Origin of the sequence: Kitasatospora sp. NPDC008050 (assembly GCF_042957465.1) — a bacterium.
Classification (GTDB): domain Bacteria; phylum Actinomycetota; class Actinomycetes; order Streptomycetales; family Streptomycetaceae; genus Kitasatospora.
In genome coordinates this window covers 317,526-342,907 of the sequence record NZ_JBIBIJ010000006.1, presented here as the reverse complement: position 1 = coordinate 342,907, position 25,382 = coordinate 317,526, and the positions used below count along the sequence as shown (strand labels likewise).

Below are 25,382 nucleotides of genomic sequence, written 5' to 3'. Positions count from 1 at the left end.
GCTGACGATCGATCAAGACGATCCGGAGCACCAGTCGAGGTCGGCCAGGCTCGCGACAACTGTCCACTTTAGGGTGACATTCGGCTTTTCTGATGGCGCGCCAGCTTACTGTCGGTAGGTGGATGCCTACCGCTGGCGTCCGGCAGTCCATGAAGCGGGACTCGATCCGTGGTGGAGGAGAGATCATGCGAATCGGCCGACTGGCCTTGGCCGCCTCCGCCCTGCTGCTGCTCACCACGGCCGGGCTCGGCGTCGGTGGCGGCTCGCTCACCACCGCCGACCGCTGGCCGGGCGGCGACGAGGCGGCCGGCCCGAGCGCCCGGCCGCGCGCCGCGGCGCCCAGGCCGACCACCCGGCGGGCCACTCACGAGGTCCCGTTCGGCGCCTTCGTCGGCTCCTGGGACAACTACATTCCGCAGATCGCCAGGCTCTCCAACTGGCTGAACGGCGCCAACCTCCAGGTCGGCCACACCTATCTGGCCGGAAACAGTTGGGGCGACGTCGAGGGCGACACCAAGGTGCTGGCGCTCTGGTCGCAGTGGCGGCTGAGCGACCAGGGCCGGACGCTGGTGCTCAACGTGCCGATGCTGGTGCCCAACGAGGGCGACCTGCCCGACGACGAGGTCGCCGAGCTGCTGAACCAGGGCGCGCACGGCGCCTTCGACCAGCACTTCCTGCGGCTGGCCCGCAAGCTGGTCGCGCTCGGCGGCGGCGACACCGTGATCGTGCTCGGCTGGGAGATGAACGGCATCACCTACACCAGCCGGTGCGGGCCCGACCCGGCCGCCTGGAAGGCGTACTGGCGGCGGATCATCGGCGTGATGCGCTCGGTGCCCGGGCAGAAGTTCCGCTTCGACTTCACCCCCAACCGCGGCCTGGACGCGATCGCCTGGACCAAGTGCTACCCCGGCGACGACGTGGTGGACGTGATCGGCACCGACAGCTACGACCAGCCGGCCGGCGCGACCTTCGACGACTACGTGCGCGAGCCCTACGGCCTCCAGGACCAGGTCGAGTTCGCGGCCCGGCGCGGCAAGCCGGTCTCCTACCCGGAGTGGGGGCTGTTCCGCAACGGCGACAACCCCGAGTTCGTGCGGCGGATGGTCGACTGGATGCGCACCCACGACACGCTCTACCAGACCGTCACCGACTACTGCCCGCACGGCTTCTGGGAGTGCCGCAACAACCCGAGGTCGAGTGCGGTCTACCGGCAGCTGCTCGGCGGCTCCAAGGGCGCACCGGTGCCGATCGAGCCGCCGTGCCCGCAGCTGGGCCTCGGGGTGCTGCCGCCCCGGCCCGGGCTGCGCCCGCCGCTCTTCTCCCGGGGCTGCTCGGGCCAGGGGCAGCCCGGGAACCCGGACACCTCGGCCGCTCCGTCGCCGAGCACCTCGCCGACCTCGCTGCCGACCGGCGCGGCCACCTCGGCGCCGGCCACCTCCTCGCCGACCGGCGCGACGCCCGCCGCCTCCCCCTCGCCCGCCGCGCCGGCCACGGCCGCCCCGACGCCCTCCCCGGCGCCCTCGCCGTCCACCGGCACCCCGGCCAAGCCCTCGGCGACGCCGTCCGCCCCCACCTCACCCCCGCCGGCGATCAGCGGCTGGCGGTCGTTGGACGGCTGAGCAGTTCGCGCAGGCGGCGGACCGGCCCGCGCAACCTGGGCACGGCCGCCGCGCGGACCCGGGCCAGCGACAGCCGCACGCTCAGCGCGCAGGCGAAGTGGCGCGGCCCGAGCAGCAGCCGGTGGTTGTGCTCGCGGTCGGGGCGCCAGCGCTCCTTGTACGGCTCCTCGCCGCGCATCAGGCTTATCTCCGGGATGCCCGCACGCACCGTCTCCTCCAGCGAGGTGCCGAAGAGCAGGCCCGCGATGTCGATCCGCTCCCGCAGCCGCGGGTGCGCGCCGTAGAGGTAGAGGCCGGTGAAGGACGGGCAGCAGAGCAGCAGGTCCACCGCCATCAGCTCCTCGTCCAGGTAGTAGCGGTAGACCACCGCCTGGCCGGCCAGTGCCAGCGCGGCGGTGGACTCGCGCAGGTGGCCGGCGAACCGCTCGCTGACGTGCTCGGCGGTGACGGTGCGGCTCTGCCACTGCAGCGCGTGCAGCCGCAGCAGGTCGTCCATCGCCGGGCCAACCTCCTCGGCCGGCACCCGGCGGGCCACCACCCCGCTCTCCAGCAGCTTGCGCTGCTTGGCCCGGCTGCGCTGCGCGGTGCGCCCCGGCAGCCGGGCCAGCAGCTGCTCCATCGGGACGGCCGGCAGGTGCTGGCAGACCGAGTCGAGCAGTTGGTGGCGCCGACCGTGCCAGTGCGCGTACACCTGGTGCGCCGCCGAGCCGGGCCGCACCTCGCGCAGCTCCAGCGCCTGCCAGGGCAGGCGCAGCGGCAGGGCGCGGGCCAGCACGGCGGCGGCCTCGGCGGCGCAGGCGTCGTCGAGCAGCACGTCGGTGAAGTCGATCAGCCCGCCACCCAGACCGGTCAGCGTGCCGGTCCTGGTGCGCCGCAGGGCGGCGGCCCCGACCAGCACGCCGTCGCGGCGCACCAGCACCACCCGCAGCGCGCCGGGGCGGCCGTAGTTGTGCCACCAGGAGGCCTGCCAGGCGGCGGACTGGAACGGCGTGGCGGTCCGGCAGCGGGCGGCCAACGCCTCCCACTCGGGGGCGAGCCGGGTCAGCGCCTGCTCGTCCCGGTGTGTCTCGGCGGTCCACCGGAGCGCCTCGGGCGCCACCGGCTCCCCTGGGTCCCGGGGGGCCTGCGCCCCCGGACCAGGGTGCAGGACGGTCATGTGGTGCTCCCTGCTTTCTCGGTCTTCTCGGTCTTCTCCCGGCTCGGGGTGGGCACCGCGGCGACGGGTTCGGCGGCGACCGGCGCGGCGACGACGGGCCCGGCGACCGGCGCGGGCGCCGCCGCGGTGTCACCCGTCCCCCTGCGGCGGGCCATCATTGCCAGCGCCCCGACCAGCACCCCCGCCGCGCCGCCCACCGCGACGTCGAGCTGCCTGCTCGGCGTGGTCGGCTGGTCCGGATCGGCGGCGGCGGCCAGCGGCACCAGCTTGACGTCGGTCTCCTTGCTGCTCGTGTTGGCGAACGCGACCAGCGCCTTGGCCACCGCGTCGGCGGCCTTCACCGCCTGGTCCGGGTGCCGGCCGCTGCCGGCGATCTCGATCACCGGGGCGTCCGGCGAGGTGGTCCCGGTGACCTGGCTGGCCAGCTCGGCCCCGGTGCGGCCGGCATCCGGGGCCGCCATCGCCAGCACCTGCGGCTGGGCCGCCAACCGCCCGTACGCCTGGGCGAAGTTGACCGCGAGGCCGCTCTCACCGCCGCTCCCCGGAACCACCACCACATAGGAGTTGGCCGTGTAGACCGGTGGTGCGAGCACCGCGTAGCCGGCCCCCGCCACCGCACCCAGCGGGACGGCGGCGGCCAGCGGCCACCAGTGCCGGGCCGCCATCCGGACCCGACCGCGCTTCGCCTGCTCGGCCATCCCTTGCTCGGTCATCTTCCAGACTCCCTCCCGGCCGGGACGGGCCGCTCGGCCTGCCCCAACCGTTCGTACAACTCGCCCAGTCGGGCCGCTGTGCGGACAATGTCGTAGTGCGCCACGGCCGGTGGCCGGGGCAGCGGGACGGCGAGCGGCGACGGACCGAGCGCCAGCAGCGCCTCCTGGTAGGCCGCCACCGTCGACGGCAGCTTGCGGGCGCCGGGCGCGTCCGCGGCGGGCAGTTCCTCCAGCGCCGGACAGCCGCTGTGCAGCACGGGCAGCCCGGCGGCCAGCCCTTCGAGCACCGCCAGGCCGAAGGTCTCCTCCACCGAGGGCGCGGCCAGCACGTCCATCGCGCTCAACAGGTCGGGGACGTCGGCGCGTTCACCGATCAGCAGGACCCGGGCACCGACCCCGAGCCCGCGGGCCAACTCGGTCAGCGCGGCCCGCTCGGGCCCCTCCCCCACCACCAGCAGCACCACCTCGGGCAGCACGGTGAGCGCCTGCACCAGCACGTCGAACCGCTTGCCCGGCACCAGCCGACCCACCGCGCCGACCACCAGCGCGTCGGCCGCGATGCCCAGCCTGCGCCGCACCCCGGTCCGCCGGTCCCACGGCACGGCGAAGCTCGCCGCCTCGATGCCGTTGGGCAGCACCGCCACCCGCTGCGCCGGCACGCCCCAGTCGGACAGCGTCCCCGCCACCCGCCCGGAGACCGCCACCGTGGTGAGGCCCAGCCGCTCGGCCGCCAGGTAGAGCGACTTGACCCCGGTACCGACCGGCCGGCCCTCGATCGTCCCGGCGTGCAGCGAGTGCTCGGTGGCCAGCACCGTGCGCACCCCGGCCAGCCGGGCCGCCAGCCGGCCGTACAGGCCGGCCCGGTACAGGTGGGTGTGCACCACGTCGTAGCGGCCCCGGCGGATCAGCCGGACCAGCCGCGGCAGCACCGCGAGGTCCCGGTTGCCGCGCATCGCCAGCTCGTGCACGGTGACGCCCTCGGCGCGCAGCGCCTGCGCCACGCTGCCGGGGTTGGTCAACGTGGCCACCTCGCACTCGACCGACGGCGGCAGATGCCGGACCGTCAGCAGCAGTTGCTGCTCGGCGCCGCCCGCCGCCAGACCGGTGATGACCTGCAGCACCCTCATCGCCGCTCCCCTCTGCGCCGCAGCTCGGTGACCACGTCCCGCAGGCCGCACCGGCCGCGTTTGGCCCGCAGCCGCCAGGCGCCGTCACGGTCGCCCACATAGCAGCGGGGCAGCGCGAAGCGGCCGGACAGCGTGCTGTGGTCGATCGCCACCGCGTAGTCGTAGCCGGCCTCCTCGACCGCGCGGGCGGCCGGCTCGTCCACCGCGCCGTACGGGTAGCAGAAGCCGCCCACCGGGCCGCCGAGCAGCTCGCTCAGCGCCTGCCGGCTGTCCCGCACCTCCGCGCGCAGCAGCCTGGCCGGCAGTGCGGGCAGCGCCAGGTGGCTCATCCCGTGCGAGCCGATCTCCCAGCCGCTGTCCGCCAGTTCGCGCACCTGATCGACGGTGAGCAGCGGCTTGCGCGGGCCCTTGACGTCCCAGAAGTTGTCGCCGCCGAGCCGGTCGGCCACCACGAAGACAGTGGCGGTGAATCCGTAGCCGCGCAGCACCGGGACCACGTGCCCGGCGAAGTCGGCGTAGCCGTCGTCGAAGGTCAGCCCGACCAGGCGCTCGCGGCGGCCCTCGGCGCGGGCGCGCAGCAGCTCGCGGATGCTGACGCCGCGCCAGCCGCGGGCGGCCAACCAGCGCAGCTGGGCGGCGAATCGGTCGGGGCTGACCGTGAGCAGGTACGGGTCCTCCTCCTCGTCGGCCACCGAGTGGTACATCAGGATCCACGGCGCCCTGGGCCAGCGGCCGTCGGCACCGCCCTGACGCGGCAACTGCGGCCGCCGGATGAGTTCAGCAACCATCGGACACCGTTCCTTCCTCCAGGAGCTCTTCTCCTGTCGAACGCCGTCCCCCCGGTCCTGCATGTGCCCGCCGACCACGCGTCAGGGCGATCCCCTTGGCGAGCGGCCCGGTGACCTCCTGGGCGCCGAGCAGCGCGCCGACCGCCAGGTAGACGGCGAGCACCACGGCGGCGCCGGCCGCGATCGACGGCGCCTCGGCGTGGACCAGGCGGGCGGTCAGGGTGCCGGCCACCGCCGCGCCGCCGGCCGCCGCGAGCAGCCGGGCCTGGCCGGCCAGCACCTTGGGCATCCGCAGTGCGATGCCACGCAGCGCGAGCCCGCGCAGCAGCAGCACGGCGGTGGTGGTGATACCGGCCGCGTTGCCCGCGGCCAGCCCGAGCGCGCCGAACCGGTGGGTGCTGAGCAGCCCGACCGAGGTGGTGACGATCAGGCCGATCGCCATCGCGGCCACCGGGTACCAGTCGAGCAGCCAGTGGCCCGCCTGGCCCGGGCGCGGGTCGTCCGCGCGCCGCACGGCCGGGCGCATCGAGAAGAACGGCCGGACCATCACGCCGATCAGCGCCTGGGCCAGCAGCCCGCAGCTGTAGACCTGGATCACCTCGGCGGTGGCGGCCGTGTCGGCGGGACCGAACGCGCCGCGCTGGAAGAGCAGGGCGACCACGGGGTGCGCGCAGGCGATCAGGAAGGCGGTGCCCGCCAGCACCACGGCCGCCGCCTGCCCGAGGTCCTTCTCCACCCGGTCCCGGGCCGCCGCCAGGTCGCCGGCGGCCAGCGCCCGGGCGACCAGCGGGAAGGTCACCGTGCAGATCAGCAGGGCGGTGGTCATCGCCAACTGGGAGACCTTGGCCGCGTAGTTGAGGTGCGAGATGGTGCCGACCGGCAGGTCGGAGCCGAGCGAGCGTTCGATGAAGACCTGCGACTGCCGGGTGATGGTGAAGGCCACCACCGGCAGCAACGCCAGCGGGCTGAGCAGCAGTCCGCGCCCGCCCCGGGCGCCGCGCCCGCGCGCGGGGCGGCCCGAGCGCAGCGCCCGCAGGAAGGGCGCGATCAGCAGCCCGGCCATCAGCAGGCTGCCGAAGGCCACGCCGAGCGCGGCCGCCCGCACCCCGAGCACCAGGTGGAACAGGGTCAGCACCCCGAGGATGCCCAGGTTGTACACCACGTAGATGGCGGCCGGCGCGGTGAACCGGTGGTGGGCGCGGAGCGCGGCGCCCAGGTAGCCGGCCAGGCCGAACGGCAGCACGGTGAGGGCGGTGATCCGGGTGCAGGTCACCGCGAGCGCGGGGTCGGCCAGGCCGGGGGCCAGCAGCCGCACCACCTCGGGCGCCCAGAAGATGGTGGCGCCGGACAGCGCGCACAGGCCCCCCAGCAGCCAGGGCAGCGTGTCGGCGGTCAGCTGGCGCACCGGGTCGGCGCCCTCGGGCCGCTCCTCGCGCAGCACCAGGGCCAGGCTGAAGGCCGGGACCATGAGGAACGTCATCGCGTCCTCGATCAGCAGCGGCGCGGCGGTCTCCGGCACGGTCCAGGAGACCAGGAAGGCGTCCGTCCCCTCGTCCGCGCCGAAGAACCGGGCCAGCAGCAGGTCGCGCAGCAGGCCCAGTGCGGAGCCGGCCGCACTGAGCACGGCGGTGATCCCGAAGGCCTTGGCGAGGAAGGACGAGCCGCGGTGGACCGGATCCGGCGCCACCGGCGCCGCGGTGGGCAGTTCCTGACTGAGCGTCATGCCGCGGGCTCCCGCTCGGCGGGCAGCGCCCAGCAGGCCGCCACCCCCAGGATCACCGAGGTCAGCACGGTGGTGGTGCCGCCGATGTCGGCATAGAGGAAGTCGACCAGCACCCAGCAGAGCAGCCCGAGTGCCGCCGGACCCGCCGGCCCGGGGCGACGCAGGCAGCCGAGCAGCAGCGCCAGGAAGAGGCCGCCGTACGCGACGATGCCGACCAGGCCCTGCTCGCAGAGCACCAGGAAGTACATGTTGTGCGGCGAGAGCAGCGGCTCGCGCTCGAAGCCGATCGTGGAGTCGGCCGCGTCGCTGCCCGAGGAGAGCCGCAACGGGGCGTGCGAGTCGCGCAGTTGGGGGAAGCTCTTGGGTCCGGCGCCGGTGGCCGGATGGTCGGCCCAGATCGCCCGGGCGGTGGCCCACAGGTCGTAGCGGTCGCTGACCGAGTGGTCCTCGTTGCCGCCGGAGACCGAACCGATGCTGCTCAGCCGCTCGGTCACGCCACCACCGCCCGCGCCGAGCCCGCCGACCAGCACGATCGCCGCCGCCAGCCCCAGGCCCGCCCAGCGCAGCGCGAGCCGGGCGTCCGCCTTGAGCAGCAGCACGGCGGCGGCCACCGCGGTGGCGATCCAGCTTCCCCGGCTGAAGGAGACCGCGAGCGGGAACACCAGGAAGGCCGCGGCGGCCAGCAACCCGCGCCGCCACCAGCTGCCTTGACGCTCCATCAGCCCGAGCGCCAGGGCCGCCAGCAGGCCGAAGCTGACCACCCCGGACATCGCCATGATGTCGAGCGCGCCGAAGGTGCCCACCGCCCGGATCGGCTCGCCGGTGTAGGAGGCGCCGGTGCCGGTGAGGTACTGCTCGGCGCCCAGGCCGCCCTCGATCAGCGCGGCCAGCACGAAGGCGCCGAGCACCAGCCGCAGGTCGGTGCGGTCGCGCAGCGCGGTCAGCACCGCGGCCGGGACCAGCACGAAGATCTGCACCAGGCGGATGAAGCCGGTCAGGCTGGCGGCGGGGTCGATCGAGGTGATCGTGGCGGCGGCGGCCGCCACGACCACGCCGCTGAGGAGCAGGCAGGCGGACCGGCTCAGGGCCGGCGGTCGCCCGCGCAGCAGGTCCACACCGAGCAGGCCGACCAGCGCGAGCGAGGCCAGGTCGGCCGGGGTGATGTGGACGGCGGCGGTGACGTTCTTCTCACCGGTGGGGACGCAGACGAGCAGGACGGTCAGCGCGACCAGCAGGCTCGGCCGCCGCAGCACGGCGGTGACCGCCGCGCGCGGCAGGGCGGTCGGCGGCAGGGCGGTCGGCGGCCGGCTGGTACCTAACGTGGGGCGCGGCGCAAGGGTCAGGGCCACGATGGTCAGCTCCCGTCCGGGCGGAGCATCAGCGCGGCGGTGCGCAGCAGGACCTTGACGTCCTGCCAGAGGCTCCAGCTCTCGATGTAGCGGTTGTCGAAGCGGGCCCGGTCCTCGATCGAGGTGTCCCCGCGCAGCCCGTTGACCTGGGCCAGGCCGGTCAGTCCGACCGGGACCCGGTGCCGGTCGGCGTACTCCGGGTAGGCCTGGCTGAACCGCATCACGAAGTACGGGCGCTCGGGGCGCGGGCCCACCAGGGTCATGTCCCCGCGCAGCACGTTCCACAGCTGCGGCAGTTCGTCCAGCGAACTGCGGCGCAGCAGCCGGCCGACCGCGCTCATCCGGTGGTCCTGGGAGATGTTCCAGTGGGTGGCCGACTCGTGCTCGTCGGCCGGGCGCAGGGTGCGGAACTTGAGCAGGGTGAAGACCCGGCCGTCCACGCCGGTGCGCTGCTGGCGGAAGAGCACGCCGGGGCCGGTGTCGAAGCGCACGGCCAGCGCGCAGGCGGCCAGCACCGGGGAGATGGCGATCAGCCCGAGGGCGGCGGCGGCGATGTCCACGGCCCGCTTGACCAGCCAGCCGGGCCGACGGCGCGGCGGGCGCGACAGCCGCAGGCAGGGGTAGCCCCACAGGTGGTCGGGCAGCGCCCGGGCACCGGCGCCCGGTGCGGCGTGCTCGCGCAGCGCCGGGACCAGCCAGACCTGGCAGCCGAGCCGGATCGCGTCGCGCATCGTGCCGGCCGTCTCCGCCTCGTCGGTGGCGCCGGCGGTGGCGATCAGCCGCACCACGCCGTTGCGGCGCACCTCGCGCTCCAGCGCCTCACGGCCGCCCAGCACCGGCACCGGGGAGTCGCCGGGCAGCAGCACCGGGTCCGGGTCCAGATAGCCGATCGGGCGCATCCCGTACTCCGGGCGCTCGCGCAGCGCCGCCGTCACCCGCTGGCCCAGCGCACCCGCGCCGAGCACCAGCACGGGCACCGGGCGGCGCCGGTGCAGGCGGCGCAGCAGGCCGTAGACCATCCCGCGGCCGAGCGCGGCCAGCGTGGCCAGCGCGGTGAGCAGGGCGAGCAGCCGGGCCCAGCCCAGCGGGCCGCAGGACGGCCAGGCGCCGGGCAGGCAGCCGGAGAGGGTGACGGCGAAGGCGAGCGCGACCGCCGCGCGGCCGATCAGCGCGGGCAGTTCGTCCAGGACGGAGGGGGTCATCCTGGTGCGGTAGAGGCCGCCGGCCAGGTTGAGCGGCAGCAGGACCGGCAGCAGGGCGGTGGCGGTGCTCATCGGGTAGCCGGATTCGGCGGTGCAACCGACCGCGCTCGCGCAGCAGGCCAGCACGTCGACCACGAACAGCGCGGCGGGCAGCGCCACCGCGGAGCGCAGGCCCCGGCGGTGGCGGCCCAGCTGGGTCGCCGCCCGGGACTGCGAGGGCCGGCTCGGCCGCTCCAGCAGCTCGGTCGCCAGCCGCCGGCTGTCGGCCGCGACTCGCCCAGGCCGCGGCACGCTCTCGTGGTCAATGGTCATCAGCGCACGAACTCCCCTGCTGTGTGCCCTTGGTGGCGGATCCCGGCACCGGGTGCCCGGCACCGCGGAGCCCGGTTCCGTGGGCGCGGTCCGGGTAGCACCTGCTGCCGCGTGAGCGGTGAAGGTTCTCGACCACCTGGGCGGTCAAGGTTCTCGCACAATTGGAACGGAGCAGGCAAAATCAGACATTACCGAATGTCTGCTACATTTCCGGAAGCTGACTTGCCATGTCATTCCACCCGCCCATTAATAGGAATTTCCGATTTGATCGCTGGGCGCGACCAGAAAGGGTGAGCGGCGAGGGCCACCCGGGGCAACGCGCACACCCGTACGGGCTGTTGGGCACGCCTGTCCGAAAAGGGCGAGAAGAGCCACCAAGCGGAAATAACGCGTCCGTACCCGATCGGAACGGCCTGCTTTTCACTGCCTGAGAAACGATCAGATCCGCGCGGGGACACGGGGAGTCGACTGGCCTCCGCTGATCGACTTCTGATAGAGATCCGACACGCGCGCGACCATCGTGCGCACGTCGTGCCGGGCCGCCACCCACTCCCGGGCGGCCGCCCCCCGGCGGGCGCACTCCAGCGGATCGGACAGCGCCTCGGCCAGCGCATTGGTCAGCGCCGCCGGGTCCTGCACCGGGATCAGCCCGGTCTCCCGCTGCTCCGGCGGCAGTTGCTCGCGCGCGCCGGGCACCTCCGCCACCAGCACCGGGCGGGCCATCGCCATCGCCTCCAGCGGCGCCAGCGCCATGCCCTCCCAGCGCGAGGGCAGCACCACCAGGTCGGCCGCCGCCAGCCAGGGCCGCGGGTCGAGCACCTCGCCCGCCAGCTGGACCCGGTAGGGCTCCGGCAGCGCCCGGGCCTGCGCGGCCAGCGCCTGCGCGTCCGGACCGCCGCCGACCAGTGCCAGCCGGGCGTTCGGCACCCGGCGCAGCACCGCGGGCCAGCAGGCGAGCAGCAGGTCCTGGCCCTTCTGCCGGCACAGCCGCCCCACGCAGACCGCCAGCGGATCGGACAGGTCCAAGCCCAACGAGAGCCGCGCGGCCCGGCGTTCGGCCGGTGTGTGGTGGCCGAGGTCCACCCCGTTGGGCACCACCGCGAACGGCGCGCTGATCCCGGCTGCCTCACCGTCCAGCCTCTCCTGCTCGCTGACGCAGAGCACGCTGGTGGCCCAGCGGGTCGCGTACCGCTCCCAGCGGGTACTGGCGGTGGCAAGCGCGCCGGTGGCGGCGGCGAAGGACCAGGCGTGCGGCTGGAACACGGTGGGCAGCCGGCCGCGCAGCGCCAGGCGCCCGGCCAGGCCCGCCTTGGCGCTGTGCAGGTGGACCAGGTCGGGCGCGGCCGTGCGGACCAGTCGGCGCAGCCTGGCGGTCTCGGCCGGCACGCTCGCACCCGGCGACCGGCGGGCCGGCCACTCCAGCGGCTCGGCGCCCGCCGCCGTGGCCCCGGCGGCCAGCCGGCCGCCGGGCGGGCAGGCCAGCAGCACCCGGTGGCCGGCCGCCCGCTGCCCGCGCACCAGGTCGGTGACCACCTGGGCCACGCCGCCGTCGACGGGCTGGGACACGTGAAGGATCGTCAGATGCACGGCCGCGAGCCTAGGGTGGCGCGGCGCGGCGGACCGCCTGCCGTCACTCCCCCGGGGGCGCGGTCCACTCGTACGGGCGGGCGGGTCGTACGGGTGTCCGCGTTGTTCGGATCTCCGGCCGCCGGTGGGCCGGTGGGCTGCTCACTTCGGGCGGGCAGGCCCTTACTTCAGGTGGTCGGCAAGCCGGCCGAGCACCTCGTCGTGGATCCGGTTCAGGCCCTTGGGCGCGAAGGTGCGCTCGAAGAAGCCGCCGATGCCGCCGGCGCCCTGCCAGGTGGTCTCGATCGCCACGGTGGTCTGCCCGGTGCCGGCGCCGGAGACGGTCCAGGTGATCACCATCGAGGAGTTGGCGTCCTTCTCCACCAGGGTGCCGGCCGCGGGGGCGCTGACGGTGAAGAGGCAGTCGCGGATCCGCTTCTCGGTGGCCTGCAGCTTCCAGTGCACCTGGGTGCCCGCGCCGATGCCGCCGGCCCGGACCTCGTACTCGCTGTACTGCGCGGGCAGCAGGGTCGGCCGGACGGTGGTGTAGTCGGCGATCGCCTCGTACACCTGCTCGGGGGTGGCGGAGTAGGTCCGCTCGGTGCGGGCGTGGACCTGGGCCATGGGTGGTGCTCCTTCGGTGGGCGTGGTGGTGCGCGTCGGGCCACAGCTTAGGCTGGCCGGGTGCCCTCACAGCTGACCCGGGTGACCGCCCTGCACTACCTCGCCCCGCTGCGCGCCGGCGGCTCGGTGCCAGGCATCGTCGAGACCGACGACCTGGGCACCTACGTGGTCAAGTTCACCGGCGCCGCACAGGGCCACAAGGCGCTGGTGGCCGAGGTGATCGTCGGCGAACTGGCCAGGCGGCTGGGCCTGCGGGTGCCGGAGCTGGCACTGGTCGACTTCGACCCGGCGGTCGCCGAACACGAGCCGGACACCGAGATCCAGGACCTGCTGCGCGCCTCCACCGGCCTCAACCTGGGCATGGACTACCTGCCCGGGGCCCGCGACTTCAAGGCCGCCGCGCCCGCGCTGCCCTCGGTGGATCCGCTGGAGGCCGGACGGGTGGTCTGGCTGGACGCGCTGACGGCCAACGTCGACCGCACCCGTGCCAACCCCAACCTCATGGTCTGGCACCAGCGGCTCTGGCTGATCGACAACGGCGCCGCGCTGGTCTTCCACCACCGCTGGTCCGCCGCCGACGCCGCGGTCGAGCGCGCCTACGACCTCAGCGGCCACGCGCTCGGCGGCTACTCCCCCGACCTGCCCGCCGCCGACGCCGAACTCGCGCCCCTGGTGACCGAGGAGCTGCTGCGCGAGGTCCTGGCGCTGGTGCCCGAGGAGTGGCTGACCCCCGAGGAGGACGGCTTCGCGGACGCGGCCGAGCTGCGCGAGGCGTACGTCCGGCACCTGGCGGCCCGGGCGGCGGCCTCCGCGCACTGGCTGCCGCGCGAATTCGCCACCGAGGAGCAGCTGCGCCACGCCGAGGCCGCCCGCGCCCGGCGCGCCCAGGCCGGGCGGCCCGCCTGGCTGCAGCAGGTGCCCGACCTGCACGGGGAGCGCTGAGCACCCCGCGCGGGGTACGTCAGGCAGCCGCGCGGTCGTAGGCGCGCAGGGTGAGCAGCGCCGCGAGGGTCACTCCCGGGCGGGCCTCCAGCTGCGTGGTGGCGGCCCACTGCGCCCAGGTGATCGGCCAGCCGCCGTCCTCCTGCTGGCTGTCGGCCAGCTGGCGCAGGCTGCGGTCGAACTCCTCGTCGCTGAACCAGGCGCGGGCCAGGCTGTCCGGCCGCGGCGCGTAATGGTGCGGCAGGTGGAACTCGCCCGGCGCGTAGCCGGGCGAGAGCACCGCCTGCTCGGGCCGGTCCGGGTCGAGCAGCACGATCCGCTGCTCGCGGACCAGGGCTCCCAGCCGCTCGGCCTGCTGCTCGGCCCAGGCCCGGTCCGGCGTCCCGTCCAGGAAGGCGAGGGCGGCCTCGGCCTCGTACGGGTGCGTCCGGTCCAGCCGTTCGACGGCGGCGCGGCAGAAGGCGGTGGCCGCCGTCAGCCAGGGGTGCTCGATCCCGGCGCGGAGCAGCGGGCCGGCGCTCAGGCCGGTGCCGAACAGGTCGCCGGGCGGGTTGTCGCCGACCGCCAGCCAGGGCGGGTGCGGGTAGGAGCGCAGGCTGGGCAGCACCGCCGGCACCCCGCCGTCCGGGCCGGCGCGCCGCGCCAGCCAGTCGCAGATCCGCCGTCCGCGCTCGCCGTCCAGCGCACCGGTCTCCGCGAGCACCCGCAGCGCGGCGGGCACGGTGATCGGCTGGGCGGCCGGGCCCCGGACGTCCGGGTCCAGCCCGAAGGCGTAGCCGCCGTCCGCGCTGCGGTAGGCATCCAGGGCGGCGACCACGCCGCCGGGGTCGGGAGCGGATGCGTCGCCGAACTCACCGAAGAGGAAGGCGAAGCGGCGCTGTTCGAGCACCCGCCCGGAGGTCCAGATGAAGCGCGCGGCGTTACCGATCACGGTGTCGTTGATCCAGGCCATGGCCCGACCGTAAGCCGCCGCCCGTCCCACGGCCGAGAGCGAAACGGCCTTCCGCCGGGGGAGCCGGGTTCTCCGGAGCCACCGGGCCCGGCGCCGGGCACCCGGCGCCGGGCGCGAGGCCGCAGGCGGGCGAGGACAGCGTGAGGACGGCGAGTCCGAGCACGTAGCCGCGCCGCCGGCCGTGGGTCTCGCCCAGCCGGGCGCCGGTGAGAGCTTCGAGGACGTCTTCGACGAATCCATCCCCGGAGCCATACATACCAGTAGGTACAGCTACTGCCCCAAGCGCACCGGCGGCGCCGGCCGATCATCCCGTAGGCTGCTGACCTGCTCCGAAGCCAGGTGACCATGGGGGATGTATGGCGAAGTTCCGGGCGACCGTCACGTTGCCGGCTGCCGCGCAGGACGATCCGCTGGCGGCGATCGCGGCCGCGATGCGTCCCTTCGACATGAACGTCGATCCGACCACCGATGGGGACGGGTTCAACCCCCAGGGCGAGTGGGACGGGTGGCAGATATCGAGCTACGACAACCTGGTGGTGCTCCCCGAGCACGACGGGGACCCGCGGCTGATCCACCAGGCCGTGCGGCCGAACGGCGAACCCCGGCCGCGTGGTTCGCTGCGGTGCGACGGCGGTCCGCGCGGGCTGCTGGACCTGGACGGCATGCGGGACATCAGCGCGGCGGACGCGGCGGCCACCTGGGCGGTGTGGGCCCGGTTCGCCGCCCGGCATCCACCGGCCGAGCCCCGTTCCGCGTTCCTCGCCCGCTACGGGGTGGACCCGGACGCCGCCTCCCCCGACCTGGAGCGGGCCAAGCGCGAGCACCTGGCCCAGCCCCTGGTGCAAGCGCTGGCCCAGTACGCGGTCACCGGCGGCGACGAGCACTACCCGAACAGCTTCGTAATGCACGACCCCGTCGCGCTCTTCTCCGGCAGCGAGCAGGAGTACGTCGAGCGGGCGGCGGCGGTCGCGGTGCCCACCGCCGCGCTGCTGACCCTCGACGGCCAGTGGGCCGACCAGTGGAACGCGCGTCCACTGGGCGAGGTTCGCCCGGGCGAGTCGGAGGGCGCCGCGTACTGGCGGCTTGCCGACGCCTACCTGCGCGGGCTGCCCGAGGACGCGCTGCTCGTGCAGCTCCTCTGCCACTGCTGAGCCCGCTGCCACTGCTGAGCTCTCTGACGCCGGAAGTCGAAGGCGGGACAGCGTAGTTCGAGCCGCGCGGTACCGTGGTGACATGACCCTGCACCATCCAGAGCGCGATCAGATCCGGATCGACAGCGTCCTGTCGGCCCTGGGCAGTCCCCTGCGACTCGCCGTGATCCGGTTGCTCGACGGCACCGGTGAGCACAACTGCAGCAGCGTGCTGCGCACCCTGAGCGTGCCGTCGAAGTCGACCATGACGCACCACTGGCGGGTGCTGCGCGAGAGCGGGGTCATCCGACAGCGGCCCGCCGGACGGGAGCACCTGCTCTCGCTGCGCCGCGAGGACCTCGACGCCCGCTACCCCGGGCTGCTCGACGCCGTGCTGAGCGCGATGGGCTCCGACGACGCGGTCTGCGCCTGACGTGGTCGACTTCCTCCTGCAGGACAAGGCGCCCACGTCGTCGAGTAGTTGAGGTCAGTAGCGCCAGCGGGTGGCTGCGGCCAACTCTTCCGGGCTGTGGTCGGCGAAGAGGTCGATCTCGCCCAGCCGCACCGCCAGCACCGCCTCGTAGAGCGGATCGCCCATGGCCTCGCGCAGCACGCCCGAGGTGCGGTATTCGGCCAGTGCGTCGGTCAGGGTGGCGGGCAGCCGCGGGACTTCGCCCTCCGGCAGCAGCGCCGGGTCGTCGGGGGTCTCGGTGGGCAGGGCCCGGCGGGCGTCCACTCCGGTGAGGCCGGCGGCGAGGACGGCGCCGAGCAGGAGATACGGGTTGGCGGCGGCGTCGAAGCACTTGAACTCGGCGTTGGCGCTGCCCGCGCCCTCGCCGGGCGGGCCGGGGATCAGGCGGAGTGCGGCCTCGCGGTTCTCCAGGCCCCAGCACTGGAAGGCGCCGGCCCAGCGCTGCGGGAGCAGCCGTAGGTAGCTGGCGGGGCTGGGCGCGCCGAGGGCGAGCAACGCGGGGAGCTCGGCCAGCACGCCGGCCAGGAAGGACTCGGCCTCGCCGGTGAGCCCGTAGGGCCCGGGGCCGCCCTGGGCGAGGTTGCGCCCCTCGCGCCAGAGCGAGAGGTGCAGGTGGCCGCCGTTGCCCACGCCGCCGGGCTCGACGGCAGGGGCGTAGGAGGTGCGCAGGCCGTGCCGCCGGCCCACCGCGCGGATGGTCTGGCGGGCGAGCACGGTGGTGTCGGCCGCGCCCAGCGGGCCCTGCGGGGCCAGTGAGAGCTCGAACTGGCCGGGGGCGTACTCGGGGTGGAGCTGCAGCACGGACAGGCCCTGCTCGTCGAAGGCGTGCAGCAGGTCGCGCAGGTAGTCGGAGAGGTCGACCAGACGGTGCAGGCCGTAGGCGGGGCCGTGGGTGGGGTAGACCGGCGGCTGCTCGGGGGCGGCGTCCAGCGCCGCCACCCACTCGATCTCGATCCCGGCGCACAGGTCGAGGCCGCGCAGGTGGGCCGAGCGGATCATCCGCTGGGCGAAGCGGCGCTGGCAGCCGGGGTGCACGCTGCCGTCCTGGGCGTACCGGTCGGCGGGGGCCCAGGCCCAGCCGGGCTGGGCGGCCAGCCGGGTCAGCCGGGCCAGGTCCGGGATCAGCCGCAGGTCGCCGACCGGGCCGCCGATGTGGCGGCTGGTGGTGATCGAGTCGTCCACCAGGAAGACGTCGAAGGAGGGAGCGGCGCCGACGCCCCAGGCGGCGGCCTGTTCGAGACGACGGACCGGGACGGTCTTCACCCGGGTCAGGCCGGCGTTGTCCACCCAGCTGAGGATCACGCCCTCGACCCCCTCGGCGGCGAGGCGGGCGGCCGCCACCCGCCCCTGGGCGGCCCGCTCGGCCCGCAGCTCGGCGGTGAGCGGTTCGTCGCCGCGCGGCGGGGCCTCGGTGAACGGGCCGGCCTGCTCGCCACCCCGGGCCGCCCCGCGACTGTGGGATTCGGCCCGGCGGGAATCGCCCTGGTGGGATTCGGCCTGCTCAGCCGTGGTGGTGCCCATACGACCCATGGTGTCGCGCGGTTCGGCGCCCGGCCATTACCCGCAGGAGTGGTTCTGCCTTCCGGAAGCTGACGGTCCGTCGGATGCGACGGTGATCACCCGCACCGGGCTCGGCGGACCCCTTCCGGCGTCCCGGCAACTTCGCTACAGTGACCGCACGCACCACCGCCGGGCTTCGGGAGCCGCACCGGCGGGCCACCGCGGGTCACGCCGGCGGCGGGTGCCACTTCTGCGTCATTCACCAGCCGAGCCGCCTGATCCCAGGGGCCGTGCTGGCCTGCGGAGATCTCGCGGTACGGCCGGAGCGGACCGGCCCGGCCCGGGAGCCGCACCTCACCCCCGTTGACGCCCAGGCGCGCCGAACCGCGCGCCACCCCTCGGTGCGCCGAACCGTGCGCCACCCACGCAGCCGTCGCGGCGGAAGCCGCCAGTGCGCCGTCCCCGCACGCCTGCGCCCGTTCAGCCAACGCCCCGGTGCGGCGCCCTGCGCCCACGGGCTGCCTCGCCCGTTCCCGGCCGCCGCCTCGGCAGTCCCGGTCGGGCCTCCCGAAAGGACCAGCAAACAATGCAGGCTCCCGACTCTGCCAGCAGCAGCACCACCGCGCAGCCCTTCCCCACCGTCGCGGTGGTGGGCCTGGGCACCATGGGCGCCGGGGTCGCCGTGGCGATCGCCCGCACCGGCCGCCAGGTGATCGGCATCGAGGCCGACGCCGCCGACGCCGCCCTGGCGCTGACCCGGATCGAGTCCGCCACCGCCCACGCCGTGGAGCGCGAACGGCTCACCGCCGAGGAGCGCACCGCGCTGCTCGCGCTGATCAGCGTCGGCGCGCGGCTGGACGCCGCCGCCGCGGCCGACCTGGTGATCGAGGAGATCCCCGAGCAACTGGAGCTCAAGCGCGACCTGTTCGCCGAGCTGGACCGGATCTGCCCGCCGCACACGGTGCTGGCCACCGGCACCACCTCGCTCTCGGTCACCCGGATCGCCGCCGCCACCGCCCGCCCGGACCGGGTGCTCGGGCTGCACTTCTTCAACCCGGTGCACGCGATGAAGCTGGTCGAGGTGGTCCGCACCGTGCTGACCTCCGGCCAGGTGGCCGAGGAGGCGGCCGGGTTCGCCCGCTCGCTGGGCAAGGAGCCGGTGGCCGCCGGCGACCGGGCCGGTTTCGTGGTGAACGGGCTGCTCTTCGCCTACCTCAACCAGGCGGCGGCGATGTACGAGTCCAGGTACGCCACCCGGGAGGACATCGACGCGGCGATGCGGCTCGGCTGCGGCCTGCCGATGGGCCCGCTCGCGCTGCTCGACCTGATCGGCGTGGACACCGCCCGCACCGTGCTGGAGGCGATGTACGAGCAGTCCAGGGACCGGCTGCACGCCCCGGCCCCGATCCTGGGGCAGCTGGTCGCGGCCGGTCTGCTCGGCCGCAAGACCGGTCGCGGCTTCTACACCTACGAGGCGCCCGGCTCCTCCAGGGTGGTGGCCGAGGCGGGTGCGGGCGCCGTCGCGAAGGTCGCCGGGCGCCCGGTCGAGCGGGTCGGCGTCTGCGGTTCCGGGACGATGGCCACCGGCATCGCCGAGGTCTTCGCCAAGGCCGGCTACCAGGTCACCCTGGTCGCCCGCAGCCAGGAGAAGGCGGACCGGGCCAAGTCCCAGCTGGCCCGCTCGCTGGCCCGCTCGGTGGAGAAGGGCCGGATCACCGAGGAGCAGCGCGAGGCGGCGCTCGCCCTGGTGACGCCGGTCGCGCAGCTGACCGGCCTGGCCGAGGCGGACCTGGTGCTGGAGGCGGTGGCCGAGGACCTGGCCGTCAAGCGCGAGCTGTTCGCCACCCTGGACAAGATCTGCCGGCCGGACGCCGTGCTGGCCACCACCACCTCCAGCCTGCCGGTGATCAGTTGCGCCACCGCCACCGAGCGGCCGCGCGACGTGGTCGGGATGCACTTCTTCAACCCGGCGCCCGCGATGAAGCTGGTCGAGGTGGTCTCCACGGTGCTGACCGCCCCCGAGGTCACCGCGACCGTGCTGGAGGTCTGCGCCAGGGTCCGCAAGCACCCGGTGGAGTGCGGCGACCGGGCGGGCTTCATCGTCAACGCGCTGCTCTTCCCCTACTTGAACGACGCGGTGCGGATGCTGGAGGAGCACTACGCGACGGTGGACGACATCGACACCGCGATGAAGCTGGGCTGCGGCTACCCGATGGGACCCTTCGAACTGCTCGACGTGGTGGGCCTGGACGTCTCGCTGACCATCGAGCGGGTGCTGCACCAGGAGTTCCGCGAGCCGGGGCTGGCCGCGGCGCCGCTGCTGGAGCACCTGGTGGCGGCCGGCTGCCTGGGCCGCAAGACGGGCCGTGGCTTCCGCGACCACGCGCGCCGATGACCGGCACCCAGGGCGGCGGCCAGGAGCCCACCCGCCCCGGCCCCCCGCGCTCGCTGCGCCCGGTCTGGGACGAGGCAGCCGTCGCGACCCGCTGGCCCCGTCCCGCGGTGACCCCGGCGGCCGCTCCGGTGCGGCGCCCGGTGCAGCCGACGGCGCCAGGAGCGCTCCCCCAGGCGTGTAGCGTTCCAGCCATGGATGCGGAACAGTCAGCCACCGAGCGGATCGGGCGCACCACCGCGGTCGCCGAACACGCCCCTGGCAACCGCCGGGCCGCCGCCCAGCGCCAGCAGATGCGCCAGGACCTGGCGGCGGCCGCGATGGAGCTGTTCGCCACCCAGGGGTACGAGGAGACCACGGTCGACCAGATCGCGGCCGCCGCGGGGGTGGCCCGGCGCACGTTCTTCCGCTACTTCCGCTCCAAGGAGGAGGCGATCTTCCCGGACCACGACGACACCCTGGTCCGGGTGGCCGACCTGCTGGCCAGCGCCGAGCCCGAGGAGCACCCGCTGGACGTGGTCTGCCGTGGCATCAAGGAGGTGCTGCACATGTACGCGGCCACCCCCGGTGTCTCGGTGGCGCGCTATCAGCTGATCCGCCAGGTGCCGGCGCTGCGCGAGCGGGAGATCGCGGTGGTGGCCCGCTACGAGCGGCTGTTCACGCGGTACCTGCTCGGGCGGTTCGACGCTGCGGTGGGGACGGGTGCGCAGGGCGCGGCGATCCCGCCGGGCTGGCAGCACGGCGGGGACGACGACTCGATGCTCGCCGAGGTCTCGGCGGCGGCCGTGGTCGCGGCCCACAACCACGTGCTGCGCCGCTGGCTGCGGGCCGGCGGCCACGGGGACGTGGAGGCGCAGCTGGACCACTCCTTCGAGGTGATCCGGGGGACCTTCTGGGCCACCGCGCCACGCGGGGTGCGCCGCCGCGGCACGGTTGTGGCACCCGGTGCCACCGGGGGTGCCGAGACCGTACGGGAACCGATGGCCGCGAGTGCCCTCAGTGCCACCCCGGGCGGTGAGGTGGTCATCACAGTGGCCAGGACAGACGCTCCGCTGGAGCAGGTACTGGACAGCATCAAGGCCGCGCTCAGCCGCTGAGCACTGGATAACCGCAGGTCATAAGGCCCATCCCGAGGCTCGGGGTGGGCCTTTCCGCTGCCTCGGAACAGACCGGAACACGGTCACGGCGGGCTCAAAAATCATGGCACCCAGTGTCTTTACGAGTGGCACAGGGTGCCAGTAGCTTGTTACTCACCAGTCGCGGCGCCGCGGCTCCCCACCTCGGCGCGCCGCCGTCCGGCGTCCCCACACCCCGGGGGCTAGCCCGTCCGTCCAAGACCCCCAGCGAAGCCGGTGTCCGCTCCCGGCTCCCCCAGACGCCCTGTGCGCCCTCACAGGTACGCCTTCGGAGGCAGCCATGAAGGAAATCCTCGACGCGATCCTCAGCGCCGACAGCGTGGCGGCGGACTTCGCCGCGCTGAAACTGCCCGAGTCCTACCGGGCGGTGACGCTCCACAAGGACGAGGAGCAGATGTTCGCCGGGCTGGAGAGCCGGGACAAGGACCCGCGCCGCTCGCTCCACCTCGAAGACGTCGCGGTGCCCGAACTGGGCCCGGGCGAGGCCCTGGTGGCCGTGATGGCCAGCGCCGTCAACTACAACACCGTCTGGTCCTCGATCTTCGAGCCGGTCTCCACCTTCGGCTTCCTGGAGCGCTACGGCCGCCTGTCCCCACTGACCAAGCGCCACGACCTGCCCCACCACGTGGTCGGCTCCGACCTGGCCGGCGTGGTCCTGCGCACCGGCGCCGGCGTCAACGCCTGGAAGCCGGGCGACGAGGTCGTCGCCCACTGCCTCTCCGTCGAGCTGGAGAGCCCCGACGGCCACGACGACACGATGATGGACCCCGAGCAGCGGATCTGGGGCTTCGAGACGAACTTCGGCGGCCTGGCCCACCTGGCCCTGGTCAAGACCAACCAGCTGATGCCCAAGCCCGCACACCTCACCTGGGAGGAGGCCGCCTCCCCCGGCCTGGTCAACTCCACCGCCTACCGCCAGCTGGTCAGCCGCAACGGCGCCGGCATGAAGCAGGGCGACAACGTGCTCATCTGGGGCGCCAGCGGCGGCCTCGGCTCCTACGCCACCCAGTACGCACTGGCCGGCGGCGCCACCCCGATCTGCGTGGTCTCCAGCCCGCAGAAGGCCGAGATCTGCCGCGCCATGGGCGCCGAGGCGATCATCGACCGCAGCGCCGAGGGCTACAAGTTCTGGAAGGACGAGAACACCCAGGACCCGCGCGAGTGGAAGCGCCTGGGCGGACGGATCCGCGAGCTGACCGGCGGCGAGGACGTCGACATCGTCTTCGAGCACCCGGGCCGCGAGACCTTCGGCGCCAGCGTCTACGTCACCCGCAAGGGCGGCACCATCGTCACCTGCGCCTCCACCTCCGGCTTCATGCACCAGTACGACAACCGCTACCTGTGGATGTCGCTCAAGAAGATCGTCGGCTCGCACTTCGCCAACTACCGCGAAGCCTGGGAGGCCAACCGCCTCATCGCCAAGGGCAAGATCCACCCCACCGTCTCCAAGGTCTACTCCCTGGAGGAGACCGGCCAGGCGGCCCTCGACGTCCACCACAACAAGCACCAGGGCAAGGTCGGCGTGCTCTGCCTGGCCCCCGAAGAGGGCCTGGGCGTCCGCGACCACGAGCTGCGCGCCAAGCACCTGCCGGCGATCAATCGGTTCAGGGACATCTGATGACGGACCGTCAGAACCGTGACCGGCCCTGGCTGATGCGCACCTACGCGGGCCACTCCACGGCCGCGGACTCCAACGCGCTCTACCGGCGCAACCTGGCCAAGGGCCAGACCGGCCTCTCGGTCGCCTTCGACCTGCCCACCCAGACCGGCTACGACTCGGACCACGTGCTGGCCCGCGGCGAGGTCGGCCGGGTCGGCGTCCCGGTGGGCCACATCGGCGACATGCGCGCGCTCTTCGACGGCATCCCGCTGGAGCGCACCAACACCTCGATGACCATCAACGCCACCGCGATGTGGCTGTTGGCGCTCTACCAGGTGGTCGCCGAGGAGCAGGGCGCGGACATCACCAAGCTCACCGGCACCACCCAGAACGACATCGTCAAGGAGTACCTGTCGCGCGGGACGCACGTCTTCCCGCCCGGGCCGTCCATCCGGCTGATCACCGACATGATCGCCTTCACGGTGGCCGGGATCCCCAAGTGGAACCCGATCAACATCTGCAGCTACCACCTGCAGGAGGCCGGGGCCACCCCGGTGCAGGAGATCGCCTTCGCGATGTGCACCGCGATCACCGTCCTGGACGCGGTGCGCGACAGCGGCCAGGTGCCCCAGGAGCGGATGGGCGAGGTGGTCGGCCGGATCTCCTTCTTCGTCAACGCGGGCGTGCGGTTCGTCGAGGAGATGTGCAAGCTGCGGGCCTTCGGCCGGCTCTGGGAGAAGGTCACCCTGGAGCGCTACGGCATCCAGGACCCCAAGCAGCGCCGGTTCCGCTACGGCGTGCAGGTCAACTCGCTCGGTCTGACCGAGGCGCAGCCGGAGAACAACGTCCAGCGGATCGTGCTGGAGATGCTGGGCGTCACGCTCTCCAAGGACGCGCGCGCCCGCGCCGTCCAGCTGCCCGCCTGGAACGAGGCGCTGGGCCTGCCCCGGCCCTGGGACCAGCAGTGGTCGCTGCGGATCCAGCAGGTGCTGGCCTACGAGTCGGACCTGCTGGAGTACGACGACCTGTTCGCCGGCTCGCACGTGGTCGAGGCGAAGACCGCCGAACTGCTGGCCGGTGCCGAGGCGGAGATCGCCAAGGTGCTGGCCATGGGCAGCAGTCAGGGGCGGGAGGGCATCATCCCGGCCGTCGAGTCCGGCTACCTGAAGTCCGCGCTGGTCGCCTCGCACGCCGAGCGCCGGGCCCGGATCGAGAGCGGCGAGGACAAGATCATCGGGGTGAACTGCTTCGACACCACCGAGGAGAACCCGCTCACCGCCGACCTGGACGCCGCGATCATGGTGGTCGACCCGGCCGCCGAACAGGGCGTGCTGGACAGCCTCGCGACCTGGAAGGCCAACCGCGACGACGCGGCGGTGCAGCGCGCGCTGGCCGAGCTCAAGGCGGTCGCCCGCACCGAGCGCAACCTGATGGCCGCCACCCTGGACTGCGTGCGGGCCGGGGTGACCACCGGCGAGTGGGCCTTCGCGCTGCGCGAGGTCTTCGGCGAGTACCGGGCCCCCACCGGGGTCGGCGGCGCGCCGGTCGCGGTGCCGGCCGAGCCCGGCGGCGAGCTGGCGGCGGTGCGCGCGGCGGTCGCCGCCACGGCGGCCGAGCTGGGCACCGCCAAGCTGCGCCTGCTGGTCGGCAAGCCCGGCCTGGACGGGCACTCCAACGGCGCCGAGCAGATCGCGGTGCGCGCCCGGGACGCCGGCTTCGAGGTGGTCTACCAGGGCATCCGGCTGACCCCCGAGCAGATCGTGGCGGCCGCGGTGGCCGAGGACGTGCACTGCGTGGGCCTGTCGATCCTCTCCGGCGCACACGCCGAGCTGGTCCCCGACGTGCTGCGGCGGTTGCGCCGGGCCGGGGTGGAGGATGTGCCGGTGATCGTGGGTGGCATCATCCCGGCAGCGGACGGTGAGGCCCTCAAGGCCGCCGGCGTCGCCGCCGTGTTCACCCCGAAGGACTTCGGCATCACCACCATCATCGGCCGGATCGTCGACGAGATCCGCCTGGCCAACCACCTGGCCCCGACCAAGGAAGAGACCCTCGCCTCATGACCACTGCCCACCCGTCGCCCGCCGCCACCCTTCTTTCGAGCGGCTCCGCCGCCGCCCCCAACCGCCTGCGCCCGCGCCGCTCCTGCCTCGCCGTCCCCGGCAGCAACCCGCGTTTCCTGGAGAAGGCCCAGGGCCTGCCCGCCGACCAGGTCTTCCTCGACCTGGAGGACGCCTGCGCCCCGCTGGTCAAGGAGAGCGCCCGGCACAGCATCGTGGACGCGCTGAACAACGGTGACTGGGGCAAGAAGACCAAGGTCGTCCGGGTCAACGACTGGACCACGCACTGGACCTATCGCGACGTGATCACCGTGGTCGAGGGCGCGGGCCCGAACCTGGACTGCATCATGCTGCCCAAGGTGCAGGACGCCGAGCAGGTCAAGGCGCTGGACCTGCTGCTCACCCAGATCGAGAAGACGATGGGCTTCGAGGTCGGCAGGATCGGCATCGAGGCGCAGATCGAGAACGCCAAGGGCCTGATCAACGTCGACGCGATCGCCACCGCCTCGCCGCGCCTGGAGACCATCATCTTCGGCCCGGCCGACTTCATGGCCTCGATCAACATGAAGTCCCTGGTGGTCGGCGAGCAGCCGCCCGGCTACAACGCCGACGCCTACCACTACATCCTGATGCGCATCCTGATGGCCGCCCGCGCCAACGACCTACAGGCGATCGACGGCCCCTACCTCCAGATCCGCAACGGCGAGGGCTACCGCGAGGTGGCAGGGCGGTCCGCCGCGCTGGGCTTCGACGGCAAGTGGGTGCTGCACCCGGACCAGGTCGCCGCGGCGAACGAGATCTACTCGCCCTCCCAGGAGGACTACGACCACGCCGAGCTGATCCTGGACGCCTACGACTGGTGCACCTCGGAGGCCGGCGGCTTCAAGGGCTCGGCGATGCTCGGCGACGAGATGATCGACGAGGCCAGCCGCAAGATGGCGCTGGTGATCTCCGGCAAGGGCCGCGCGGCGGGCATGGAGCGCACCAGCAAGTTCGAGGCGCCCGTCTCGGCGCAGGCCTGA

General features: G+C 73.9%; 20 protein-coding genes. 9 read left to right on the top strand and 11 right to left on the bottom strand.

Features of this window, described 5'->3' with window-relative positions; translation table 11 throughout:
* Positions 1 to 185 precede the first annotated feature (185 nt).
* Complete coding sequence (locus ACFZB9_RS15360; protein ID WP_391447242.1) at positions 186 to 1,619, top strand: glycoside hydrolase family 26 protein; 1,434 nt, start codon at positions 186 to 188, stop codon at positions 1,617 to 1,619.
* Here the strand turns inward: ACFZB9_RS15360 and ACFZB9_RS15355 are convergent.
* The 9 genes from ACFZB9_RS15355 to ACFZB9_RS15315 all read right to left on the bottom strand — a co-directional run bounded on the left by ACFZB9_RS15355 (position 1,591) and on the right by ACFZB9_RS15315 (position 12,179).
* Complete coding sequence (locus tag ACFZB9_RS15355) at positions 1,591 to 2,775, bottom strand: GNAT family N-acetyltransferase (RefSeq protein ID WP_391447240.1); 1,185 nt, start codon at positions 2,773 to 2,775, stop codon at positions 1,591 to 1,593. The two genes, ACFZB9_RS15360 and ACFZB9_RS15355, sit on opposite strands and share 29 nt — an antisense overlap.
* Positions 2,772 to 3,488, bottom strand: coding sequence for a Wzz/FepE/Etk N-terminal domain-containing protein (locus ACFZB9_RS15350; RefSeq protein ID WP_391447238.1), 717 nt, complete (start codon positions 3,486 to 3,488; stop codon positions 2,772 to 2,774). Before ACFZB9_RS15350 ends, ACFZB9_RS15355 begins: the two co-directional genes overlap by 4 nt.
* Positions 3,485 to 4,615: a glycosyltransferase gene (locus ACFZB9_RS15345; protein WP_391447236.1), complete on the bottom strand. Its 1,131-nt coding sequence runs from the start codon at positions 4,613 to 4,615 to the stop codon at positions 3,485 to 3,487. Before ACFZB9_RS15345 ends, ACFZB9_RS15350 begins: the two co-directional genes overlap by 4 nt.
* Positions 4,612 to 5,403: a polysaccharide deacetylase family protein gene (locus tag ACFZB9_RS15340; RefSeq protein ID WP_391447234.1), complete on the bottom strand. Its 792-nt coding sequence runs from the start codon at positions 5,401 to 5,403 to the stop codon at positions 4,612 to 4,614. Before ACFZB9_RS15340 ends, ACFZB9_RS15345 begins: the two co-directional genes overlap by 4 nt.
* Entirely contained in the window at positions 5,393 to 7,126 is a 1,734-nt protein-coding gene (locus tag ACFZB9_RS15335) for a lipid II flippase MurJ (RefSeq protein WP_391447232.1), read from the bottom strand. Before ACFZB9_RS15335 ends, ACFZB9_RS15340 begins: the two co-directional genes overlap by 11 nt.
* Complete coding sequence (locus ACFZB9_RS15330) at positions 7,123 to 8,475, bottom strand: O-antigen ligase family protein (protein WP_391447231.1); 1,353 nt, start codon at positions 8,473 to 8,475, stop codon at positions 7,123 to 7,125. Before ACFZB9_RS15330 ends, ACFZB9_RS15335 begins: the two co-directional genes overlap by 4 nt.
* Before the next feature lie 5 nt (positions 8,476 to 8,480).
* On the bottom strand, positions 8,481 to 9,989 hold the full coding sequence (locus ACFZB9_RS15325; protein ID WP_391447229.1) for an exopolysaccharide biosynthesis polyprenyl glycosylphosphotransferase: 1,509 nt from the start codon (positions 9,987 to 9,989) through the stop codon (positions 8,481 to 8,483).
* A 438-nt stretch (positions 9,990 to 10,427) separates the two neighbouring features.
* Positions 10,428 to 11,555: a glycosyltransferase family 4 protein gene (locus ACFZB9_RS15320; protein ID WP_391447227.1), complete on the bottom strand. Its 1,128-nt coding sequence runs from the start codon at positions 11,553 to 11,555 to the stop codon at positions 10,428 to 10,430.
* A 183-nt stretch (positions 11,556 to 11,738) separates the two neighbouring features.
* Positions 11,739 to 12,179 (bottom strand): SRPBCC family protein, encoded by a 441-nt coding sequence (locus ACFZB9_RS15315; RefSeq protein ID WP_391447225.1) that lies wholly within the window; start codon positions 12,177 to 12,179, stop codon positions 11,739 to 11,741.
* Between the two features lie 60 nt (positions 12,180 to 12,239).
* Between ACFZB9_RS15315 and ACFZB9_RS15310 the strand changes: the two genes are divergently transcribed.
* A complete protein-coding gene (locus ACFZB9_RS15310; RefSeq protein WP_391447223.1) occupies positions 12,240 to 13,121 on the top strand; it encodes a HipA family kinase in 882 nt (293 codons plus the stop codon).
* Positions 13,122 to 13,140: 19 nt separating this feature from the next.
* Here the strand turns inward: ACFZB9_RS15310 and ACFZB9_RS15305 are convergent, their stop codons facing one another.
* Positions 13,141 to 14,073 carry a hypothetical protein gene (locus ACFZB9_RS15305; protein WP_391447222.1) on the bottom strand — a complete coding sequence of 311 codons (933 nt, stop codon included), beginning with the start codon at positions 14,071 to 14,073 and terminating at the stop codon, positions 13,141 to 13,143.
* A gap of 356 nt (positions 14,074 to 14,429) precedes the next feature.
* On the opposite strand from ACFZB9_RS15305, the gene ACFZB9_RS15300 reads away from it, so the two are divergent.
* Positions 14,430 to 15,224, top strand: a complete 795-nt coding sequence (locus tag ACFZB9_RS15300; RefSeq protein WP_391447220.1) for a hypothetical protein — start codon at positions 14,430 to 14,432, stop codon at positions 15,222 to 15,224.
* 82 nt (positions 15,225 to 15,306) lie between these two features.
* Entirely contained in the window at positions 15,307 to 15,636 is a 330-nt protein-coding gene (locus ACFZB9_RS15295; protein WP_391447219.1) for an ArsR/SmtB family transcription factor, read from the top strand.
* A 54-nt stretch (positions 15,637 to 15,690) separates the two neighbouring features.
* On the opposite strand, the gene ACFZB9_RS15290 is transcribed toward ACFZB9_RS15295, so the two are convergent.
* Positions 15,691 to 17,196, bottom strand: coding sequence for a glutamine synthetase (locus ACFZB9_RS15290; protein WP_391447218.1), 1,506 nt, complete (start codon positions 17,194 to 17,196; stop codon positions 15,691 to 15,693).
* Positions 17,197 to 17,761: 565 nt separating this feature from the next.
* On the opposite strand from ACFZB9_RS15290, the gene ACFZB9_RS15285 reads away from it, so the two are divergent.
* The 5 genes from ACFZB9_RS15285 (at position 17,762) to ACFZB9_RS15265 (ending at position 25,382) form a co-directional block, all read left to right on the top strand.
* Positions 17,762 to 19,570 (top strand): 3-hydroxyacyl-CoA dehydrogenase family protein, encoded by a 1,809-nt coding sequence (locus ACFZB9_RS15285; protein ID WP_391447217.1) that lies wholly within the window; start codon positions 17,762 to 17,764, stop codon positions 19,568 to 19,570.
* Between the two features lie 191 nt (positions 19,571 to 19,761).
* Complete coding sequence (locus tag ACFZB9_RS15280; RefSeq protein ID WP_391447215.1) at positions 19,762 to 20,664, top strand: TetR family transcriptional regulator; 903 nt, start codon at positions 19,762 to 19,764, stop codon at positions 20,662 to 20,664.
* Positions 20,665 to 20,983: 319 nt separating this feature from the next.
* The gene (gene ccrA, locus ACFZB9_RS15275; RefSeq protein ID WP_391447214.1) at positions 20,984 to 22,321 is read left to right on the top strand and encodes a crotonyl-CoA carboxylase/reductase; all 1,338 of its coding nucleotides are present in this window, start codon (positions 20,984 to 20,986) and stop codon (positions 22,319 to 22,321) included.
* Positions 22,321 to 24,363, top strand: coding sequence for a protein meaA (locus tag ACFZB9_RS15270; protein ID WP_391447212.1), 2,043 nt, complete (start codon positions 22,321 to 22,323; stop codon positions 24,361 to 24,363). Before ccrA ends, ACFZB9_RS15270 begins: the two co-directional genes overlap by 1 nt.
* The gene (locus ACFZB9_RS15265) at positions 24,360 to 25,382 is read left to right on the top strand and encodes an HpcH/HpaI aldolase/citrate lyase family protein (protein WP_391447210.1); all 1,023 of its coding nucleotides are present in this window, start codon (positions 24,360 to 24,362) and stop codon (positions 25,380 to 25,382) included. Before ACFZB9_RS15270 ends, ACFZB9_RS15265 begins: the two co-directional genes overlap by 4 nt.